Below are 8,816 nucleotides of genomic sequence, written 5' to 3'. Positions count from 1 at the left end.
TTCAATCCTTTATTTACAGCTTATTAACATAAGACCATTTTTTCAAATTTTTGTACAATAGAAGTAGGGTGACATTCAATAGCTTCTATAAAGCCAACAAAATAGAAAATCAGCAGATACTAAATATCGGCTGAAGAACAATTTTTGGAGATAGTGCATGTCCATAATCAAGGAACAAACGCTTGAAGAGCTGAGGGATCTGGTAGTCAACAGCGGACCGGATGGGTTACTGGCTATTGTGATCCTGATTGTGGGCCTGGTCCTTGCCAACCTCATGACACGCATTCTGTATAAATTCCTGTTACGTTACATACCAAAGCAATCAACCGTCACGATCATCTGCATCATCTTCACTCTGCTGGCTGCCATGGTTGTCGTCGCTTTGGCATGCATTCAGCTGGGGTTGTCCCCAAGACCCATCCTTCGTTTGATGCTAATAGGCAGTTTTGTGGTCATCGGTATTATCCTGCTGATCGGCCCGCTGATGCCGACGTTGCCGTTCAAGGCAGGACAAATGGTGAGACTGGGTGAGTATATAGGTGTTGTGGAATCCACGTCCCTGCTCAACACCCGGCTGAGAACCTTTGACGGGAAAGTAGTGTATGTCCCCAACCGCAAAATCCTGGATGATATCATCATCAATTACCATCATACCGAAACCAGGCGGATAGCCATCGACATAGGAATCGGGTTCTTCGAAGACCTGATAAAAGCCAAGCAGGTTCTCGAAGAAATCATGATTGCAGATCCACGGGTTCTTCCCAAGCCTTCACCAGGGACAATGGTACTCACCATAGGTGAAAGCACTATTCAACTGGGAGCAAGATGCTGGGTCGCCAACGAAAATTTCTGGGTTACAAAGTGCGATCTCACTGAAAAAATCAAACTGCGCTTTGACTTTGAAGGAATTTCATTTGCTTTCAATCAGCTGGATGTTCACCTTCATACTTCCCATGATCCAACGGGTCTGGACGACAATACTGCTCAATTGTGCCACCAGTCCATGGATAGGAATAATGCGGCATCATAGCAAAAAAATCCGTCAACGTGATTGCAGATAGTTTTCACGACGTAACCGACATGACCCGCTTAGCCTGAAACCCTTTAAGGGATGGAGAAAAACACACATGGATATTGCCGCAGGAATGAAAATCATCAAAGAAAAATGGATCACAAAACCCCTGGGATTCAGGGTGCGGTTCCAGAAAAAAATTAATGATACCCTCGTCACCGAATACACTCCGGACATCTCAGACAATCTTCTGGATTCCGATGTGGTGGCCTGGCGGTATGCCTGGAAATTGTGGATGTCAACAAAATCGGATACAGCCCACATCATGGATGGTGAATTTGTCAATATCACCGTTGTCGACGACAAGGACAACCCGGTGAACTACTACGCCACCAACCAGGCTACCATCTATAATGTGAAGACATTACCTGCTGAATAACCAGGGCGCATTGAAAGCATTCGTTAGCTGGCCTATTCACCAATTTTTATTAATACAAAGGAGATAACCCTTATGAAAACTACATTCATTAAGTCAACCGCTTGCACGCTTGCGCTTCTTTTAGCCTTGCCGTTTGCAACGGCCTTTGCTCAGTCCAGCAACAGCCTTTCCGTGCAGGAAGCGCAGCAGATCGCAGAGGATGCCTACATCTACGGTCTGCCGATCGTGATGAACTACGCGATTATGAATGAGTATTGCGTGGACAAGAACTCGGGGCAATACAAGGCGCCGTTCAACACGATCTTTAACGAAGCCCGCGTCTTCACTTACAAAGACACGGCCGTCGTCACACCTAACAGCGACACACCGTATTCGATGATCTGGCTGGATCTGCGTGCGGAACCGATGGTGATCTCCGTACCGGCTGTGGAAAAAAAGCGATACTACTCTGTGCAACTTATCGACGGCAATACCTATAACTATGGCTATATCGGCAGCCGTGCAACGGGTGTCGGAGCCGGCAGCTACCTAGTGGTGGGTCCCGACTGGAAAGGCGATACCCCTGCAGGAATTAAAAAGGTATTCCAATCAACGACGCCCTTTGCTCTTACCGTTTTCCGCACTCAGCTCTTCAGCGCCGACGACATGTCTAACGTGTTGAAGGTTCAGGCCGGATACAAGGCCCAGCAGCTGTCCGCGTTCCTCAACCAACCTGCACCGCCCGCTGCACCGAAAATCGACTTCCTCCCGGCCACGACGTCGGGAATCAAGGCGAACTTTTACGAGTACCTCGACGCTGCCCTCCAGTTTGTGCCGGTCACGTCGGAGAACAAGGATATTCGGACTAAACTCGCCAGTATCGGCATCGGCCCGGGCAAGACTTTTGAATTCAAGGATCTCTCGCTGGAACATCAAGCTGCCGTCTTGCTGGCCATGAAAGAAGGCGACGGCAAAGTGGACGAATATCTGAGCAAGGGTGCCAAAGACATAAACGGATGGGCGATCGGTTCATTATTTGGTGACAGAGCCTTTTATAATGGTGATTGGCTGAAGCGTGCCGCCGCCGCCAAGGGTGGTATTTATGGAAACGACGGCATCGAGGCGATGTACCCAATGACGAGGATTGATGTTACCGGTAAGACTCTGGACGGCAGCAAGCACAACTACACGCTCACCTTCGCAGCGGGCAAACTTCCACCGGTGAACGCGTTCTGGTCGGTCACCATGTATGACGGCAAGAGCCAGCTGCTGATCCAGAATCCGATCAACCGCTATCTCATCAATTCGCCGATGCTGCCGAACATGAAGACCAACGCCGACGGCTCGCTGACGATCTACATCCAGAAAGAGAGCCCCGGCGCCGACAAGGAATCCAACTGGCTGCCCGCGCCGGACGGTCCGATCTATCTCGTCATGCGCCTCTATTGGCCGAAGACGGAAGCACCTTCCATCCTTCCAGCCGGCGCAGGAAGTTGGAATCCACCGGGAATCGTGCAGGCGAAGTGAATGCCGGTCTGGCAGCCGCGATTGCAAGTCAACATTGGCACAACATATGGCCGCCCAACATATGGCCGCCCAACAAAGCTAATCAGCGGAGCGCAAAAAGCCGCGCCCGCTGATTAGCGGCGTTATCAGACAACAGTATATTAATTAAGCGCTAAAAATATAATTTAAATGAGGAGAGAAAAAATGAAAAAAGTATGCGCCATCATCTCTTTGGTATGTATCCTGGGATTTACCGCATCCGCCCATGCGGAGTGGCAGTTCGGCATCGGTACCGGATTGGCCGCTCTGCAAGTAGACGGAGATTTGGGATTTAATGTAGCACATGCCGGCATCGGTCCTGTCATCGTGGATATGGATTTGTCTGCGTCAGACATTATGGATTATATGGAAACCGCCCTTGGATTTGGGATGTTTGCCACAGACGGCAAATGGATGATCCAGACGTCATTCAGTCAACTCAAACTGGAAGATGACCAACTGACGACCAAGGGAGCAAACACCATCGCCTCAGATGTTTCTTTTGAAATGCAGGGCGTAGAGCTGACCGTGGGGTATCCGTTGTATGCAAGCAAAAGTGTTGTTCTCAGGGGGTATACCGGATTTCGATACATCCGTCATGATCTGGAAGCCGATGTGGTGGTAAATGGGGTCACCGCTGTCGATCGGGAAATTGATGAAAACTGGACCGATGCACTGCTCGGTATTTCCGCCGATGTTCCCTTTGCTGACAAATGGAGTTGGAACACCAAATTCGACGTTGGATTCGGGGGATCGGAAAGCGCCTACTATGTCAATTCAGGCATTTCCTGGAAATTTGCAACACACTGGACCACAAGCCTTTACGGCCAGTATTATGCCGTAGATCTGGAAAACGGCAGCCCGGGTGATGCAGACTGGTATCTGTATGATGCAGACGAAACCACCCTGGGTCTGAAAATAGCGTACATATTTTAACCGGCTGCCACAGGCCGGACACAAGATAAAAACGATTAAAAGGCAATAATACCCCATGATCTTTCAGCCGATGAAACCGCGGATATGGGCATTGATCTGGCCACACCGGTGGTCGAATCCATTGGTGCCGAGCGCAAATCAAAATTTACCGAAACGATTTTCAAAGTTACGGTTGAAAAAAGGGATATGAAAAAGGCTGAAAAAGCAGGGGAGCACACCGTCCGAAATGCATTTGTCCATAAGAAGGCAATGGCGGATTAATGCTCTTTCGGTAATACATCAGTAAAAAAAGGAACAAAAACGATGAAACGAAATCTTTTCATTTTCGCGGTCATCGGGCTGATTTTTTTCAGTCCGGCTTTCACCATGGCATCAGAAACAGTGACCGTGGATAATTACGTCCGCGCCGAGACCGACATGACCATGGCGCGTTATGTCAAAATCGGGGCGTTGGGTAAATTTGTGCACATCCGCCAACCAACGCCCATTGACAAGCAGAATGTGATCCGCATGAATCGTGACACGATTTATTCCTTTGGTATTTTCGATCTTACTGAGCCGGTCACCATCGTGAAACCGGACAGCAAAGGGCGATTCCAGTCCATGCAGGTCATTAACCAGGACCACTATACGCTTACAGTCGATTACAATCAGGGAGAATATACATTCACAGAAGACAAGATTGGGACGCGGTATCTTTGCATTCTCATCCGGACATTTGTGAATGCGAGTGATCCGGCAGATATAACGGCGGCCAATAATTTGCAGGATCAGATTCAAGTCCGTCAAAAAAGCCCGGGAACGCATAATATCCCGGAATGGGACAAAGCCTCTCTGAGCAAAATGCGCGAAACGATCAATGTGCTGGCGGCAACCCGATCCACCTCCAGGAGCATGTTCGGCAACAAAAACGAGGTGGATCCGCTCAGCCATCTGATGGGTACGGCCTACGGGTGGGGCGGAAATCCGGATAAGGACGCGATCTATGAGAATGTGGTTCCCGAAAAAAACGATGGAAAAACACCCTATGTCCTGACGGTATCGGAAAAAGTGCCCGTGGAAGGGTTCGTATCCATCACCGTATACAATGCCAAAGGGTTTATGGAGAAAAACGCCCTGGATGCATATTCTGTCAATAACGTGACAGCCAAGCGTAATTCCGATGGGTCCGTGACGGTACATTTCGGAGGTGATCCCGGCATGCCCAACTATCTGCCGATCACACCGGGTTGGAATTACATCGTTCGGATGTATCGACCGCAGGAGAAAATTATTAACGGTTTCTGGACATTTCCCGATGCCAAACCGGCTACATAAGCATATCCTTATAATTTGCCACTGTAAGAAGGCCATTTAAAGAAGAACAAAAAGGAGAGCATCTTCAAATGAGTGCCATGGAAAAACTCAAAGAGGAAGTCCGGTCACTGCTGCTGGTCACCCTCTACTTTGCCGCCTGGCTGGGGGTGCTGATAATTATTAAAAAACTGATCCTGGCAGAATACGATATTGCATTCAAGGGATTGACAACTGCGCTGGTGGGGGCGCTGGTACTGGCCAAGGTGGTGCTGATTTTAGAACATGTTTCCCTGGGAGCCTGGTTGAAAAACCAGCCGGCGCTCACGGAAGTGATCGTGCGGACCCTTTTTTATGCATTTGGTGTGTTTGTGGTGCTGGTGCTGGAAAAATCCTTTGAGGGACGACATGAGTATGGAGGCTTTATACCGTCCATGATTGAATCATTTCAAACCGTCGAGGGGTTTCATGTGTGGGCAAATGTAATCTCTATATCCGGAGCGTTGCTGGTTTACAATATCTTTTCCGTATTTAAACAAATATTTGGTGAAGGGACGTTGCTTCGGGCGCTGTTAAGGCCGCTGCCGGAAGAACCATAACGTCGGGATTGGATGTTTACTGAATTAAAAGGAGGCCATTTCTGTGTCTGGATCTGGTCTGGAAACCGGTCGGTAAAAAAGCCGGTATTGTCAAAAAAATTATGAAAAAAAGCGGTCATAAATTCATGATTAGAAATGGGAAAAGCAAGGGCTGGCTTGAGCTTGAGTGAGCGTGGACTCGCTCAAGCCAGCCCAAAAAATAGGGAAACAGACCCAAATGGCCCAAACCCTTGGAAAGGTGCTAGTTCAACCCTTTTTTGGACATGATTTTTGACAGAACTAAAAAGCCAACAAGGAGATAAAATGAAAAACAGATTGATCAAAACGATGGTTAGCTGGTTTGTGATGGGCATCGTGGTGCTATTTTTTGCCCATTCAAGCGTGGCAGAAAATCAAGTGGAACTTGCAAAGAAACTGGCCAACCCTATTGCCAGCATGATCAATGTGCCTTTTCAAGTCAATTACGATGAGAACTTTGGACCCGATGACGAGGGGTCGAAATGGGTACTCAACATTCAGCCTGTCATCCCCTTTTCCATGGGCGATAACTGGAATATCATAACAAGGACAATCCTGCCGGTGATTGATACGGATGATCTTCCTGCTAAGGGCATGGGAGAATCAGGTATGGGTGATATTGTTGCCAGTCAATTCTTTTCCCCCAAAGCGATTAGCAAAGGAGGCTGGACCTGGGGGGTTGGCCCGGTATGGCTCCTGCCCACTGCCACAGAAGACACCCTCGGTGGTGAAAAATTCGGTATCGGACCGACCGGTGTTGCCCTGAAACAGCAGGGACCCTGGACATACGGTATGTTGGCAAATCATATCTGGTCGGTGGCTGGTGACGATGATCGGGCGGATATCAGTTCTACTTTAATGCAACCGTTCTTGGCCTATATAACCAGCACGCATACCACCTTCAGCCTGAATACGGAATCAACCTATGATTGGGAAAATAACGCGTGGTCGGTGCCTTTCAATTTCAGTGTAGCGCAGATGCTCAAGCTCGGCAAATTACCCGTTCAAATCTCTTTGGGTGTCCGCTATTGGGCCGATACAACCGAAAATGGCCCGGAAGGCTTTGGTGGGAGGTTCCAGTTCACCTTCATTTTCCCTAAATAACAGAGGTACAATCGAAATGATAATGCATGACTCCAATAAAAATACGTTTTATTGATCCATAAAGGAAATCACGTTGTTTAATTTGTACCCGAAATTTGGTTGCACCAACGTATTACGGTTGGGGTTTGCCCTCATACTACTTTCCTGCACCTCCACTTCCATTCAAGCCCAGGAAATGACTAACACCAAATTGGTCAAAGAAAATACGCTCGGTGGAACACAGCAGACTGCCGGCGGCAAGCTCACGATTAGACCCATTCGTACGGATAGCCCGCGCCACACACTCAAATCTCTTCTACGACTCAGGGATGAGCTGGAACAGATTTTGCTATCCTACAATTCAAATAGAACCCGCGATCTTGCCAGGCATTCCAAAATGATTACCTCTCAGATCCACGCATTCATAGGAACATAGTTTCGATACGGACCCTGGCGCAATAGAGTTCAAGGGCCATAACAGGATCTTGATGCAGGTCACTGCACATCAATACGATAGGACCACGACTGGTAATTGCCAGCACAAAACGGATCAGACCAGCTGTCGGCTTCCAGAGTAAATCCAGGGAAGTGATTGAAATCTCTTCAATTTTCCCATAAATTGTGCATTCGATTTTTGAGAATAGGTGTTGATGATCAAATAGCTCTAATAACCGTACTTTTTCACCATACTCTGGTGGTCTACCCGGGCCTTTTTTTTGAGGTATCTGTGCTTCGAAATAGGCCACACAGTTCTTTTTGGCTCTTATAATCAACGTAATCAATGGCGATTGATGCTGAACAGAGAACACCGAACCGGCCAGTTTGAAGACATCGGCACTGGGGGAAAAAAGCGTCCAGAGTAAGGACGCTGCGGACATCATGCTTCATCGCAAAATTTAGCGCCATTTGAATAATCCTGGTTCCCAGCGTCTCTCTGGTTTCCTCAGAGCACTCCCCATCATTTACGTGAATGAGTCCTTGATGGATTTTAAGAGATAACGGTGTACAAAAAGGAGAAGCCATAGATCCAATCAGCATTCCTATGGCCCCCCAGCAATGACCACGGAAATAGGATGGCTTGCTTTGGGTCTCTGAATGCTGATGCAAGGTAGCCACACAAGGCATTTGACGCCCATCCTTAGGGACATAGGTATGGTCTCCCTGCAAAATCACACGACCATTGGATTTCACCGTTTCCTTCTGGGAAAGGACAAACCGATTCCAATATTCTGTAACCTTATCAAGAGACCATGTTGATGCCCGAAGCAAATGGATAAATGCATGGTAGCCAGTTGTGTTCAGTCCCCAGAATCGACAAAACGATGTAACACCAATCATTTCAGATGCTCCGATAAACCCAAGAACTACCATACAAAACATGAGTCAAACCGAACCCCTGTTATCATCAAAGACACACAAAAGAGCGATCTTCTGCAGTATCCTGAAAAAGCGCAAGACGAAGGGATAAGAGGCATTGTGTCCCTTCCCATCAATATTCGGGGCAAAGTGATCGGCGCTCTCAGAATATATCACTCAAAGGTGTGGGATCTTTCAGAGGAGGAGCTCTCCTTTTTGGAGGTGCTGACCCATAATGTCGGCATGGCTCTGATGTATTTCAGACTCTCAACCACTGTTCAGGAGATAAAAGAGAGTGTCAATGAGATACACGACATCTGGTTATAGAAGAGGTAAGGGGTGGCGTTGAAGCGAGCAAATCCCGCATCTGCACATCTCCCGGGAGGGTGGATTGCTCCATCTTTCCGGGAGAGCAGCAGGGATAGAAATCAACCTCATTCTTATGTCATTTATAGGCGTGAGCCTTAGAACGGACCAACAAAGATATTACTATAAATAACATTGAATATATGAAGTAGGTTGAAAATATAGCCGATACTCCCAAGGGTTTAACCGT

At 47.8% G+C, this 8,816-nt stretch carries 10 protein-coding genes; 9 read left to right on the top strand and 1 reads right to left on the bottom strand.

Annotated elements, in window-relative coordinates:
- Positions 1-157 precede the first annotated feature (157 nt).
- The 8 genes from AB7U36_RS13070 (at position 158) to AB7U36_RS13035 (ending at position 6,925) form a co-directional block, all read left to right on the top strand.
- Entirely contained in the window at positions 158-1,030 is an 873-nt protein-coding gene (locus AB7U36_RS13070) for a mechanosensitive ion channel family protein (RefSeq protein ID WP_428160203.1), read from the top strand.
- Between the two features lie 97 nt (positions 1,031-1,127).
- Entirely contained in the window at positions 1,128-1,451 is a 324-nt protein-coding gene (locus tag AB7U36_RS13065) for a hypothetical protein (protein ID WP_428160202.1), read from the top strand.
- Positions 1,452-1,523: 72 nt separating this feature from the next.
- Positions 1,524-2,957, top strand: a complete 1,434-nt coding sequence (locus AB7U36_RS13060) for a DUF1254 domain-containing protein (protein WP_428160201.1) — start codon at positions 1,524-1,526, stop codon at positions 2,955-2,957.
- 183 nt (positions 2,958-3,140) lie between these two features.
- Positions 3,141-3,911, top strand: coding sequence for a hypothetical protein (locus tag AB7U36_RS13055; protein ID WP_428160200.1), 771 nt, complete (start codon positions 3,141-3,143; stop codon positions 3,909-3,911).
- Positions 3,912-3,995: 84 nt separating this feature from the next.
- On the top strand, positions 3,996-4,172 hold the full coding sequence (locus tag AB7U36_RS13050; protein WP_428160199.1) for a hypothetical protein: 177 nt from the start codon (positions 3,996-3,998) through the stop codon (positions 4,170-4,172).
- A 42-nt stretch (positions 4,173-4,214) separates the two neighbouring features.
- The gene (locus tag AB7U36_RS13045) at positions 4,215-5,228 is read left to right on the top strand and encodes a DUF1214 domain-containing protein (RefSeq protein ID WP_428160198.1); all 1,014 of its coding nucleotides are present in this window, start codon (positions 4,215-4,217) and stop codon (positions 5,226-5,228) included.
- 68 nt (positions 5,229-5,296) lie between these two features.
- Positions 5,297-5,803, top strand: a complete 507-nt coding sequence (locus AB7U36_RS13040; RefSeq protein WP_428160197.1) for a hypothetical protein — start codon at positions 5,297-5,299, stop codon at positions 5,801-5,803.
- A 303-nt stretch (positions 5,804-6,106) separates the two neighbouring features.
- Positions 6,107-6,925 carry a hypothetical protein gene (locus AB7U36_RS13035; RefSeq protein WP_428160196.1) on the top strand — a complete coding sequence of 273 codons (819 nt, stop codon included), beginning with the start codon at positions 6,107-6,109 and terminating at the stop codon, positions 6,923-6,925.
- A 401-nt stretch (positions 6,926-7,326) separates the two neighbouring features.
- On the opposite strand, the gene AB7U36_RS13030 is transcribed toward AB7U36_RS13035, so the two are convergent.
- The gene (locus AB7U36_RS13030) at positions 7,327-7,785 is read right to left on the bottom strand and encodes a hypothetical protein (RefSeq protein ID WP_428160195.1); all 459 of its coding nucleotides are present in this window, start codon (positions 7,783-7,785) and stop codon (positions 7,327-7,329) included.
- Positions 7,786-8,185: 400 nt separating this feature from the next.
- Here AB7U36_RS13030 and AB7U36_RS13025 point away from each other — a divergent pair, with 400 nt between their 5' ends.
- Entirely contained in the window at positions 8,186-8,587 is a 402-nt protein-coding gene (locus AB7U36_RS13025) for a GAF domain-containing protein (RefSeq protein WP_428160194.1), read from the top strand.
- Positions 8,588-8,816 lie beyond the last annotated feature (229 nt).

This window comes from Desulfobacter sp. (assembly GCF_050177295.1).
The sequence above is the reverse complement of the archived record's forward strand: the minus strand, read 5'-3'. Positions and strand labels throughout refer to the sequence as shown.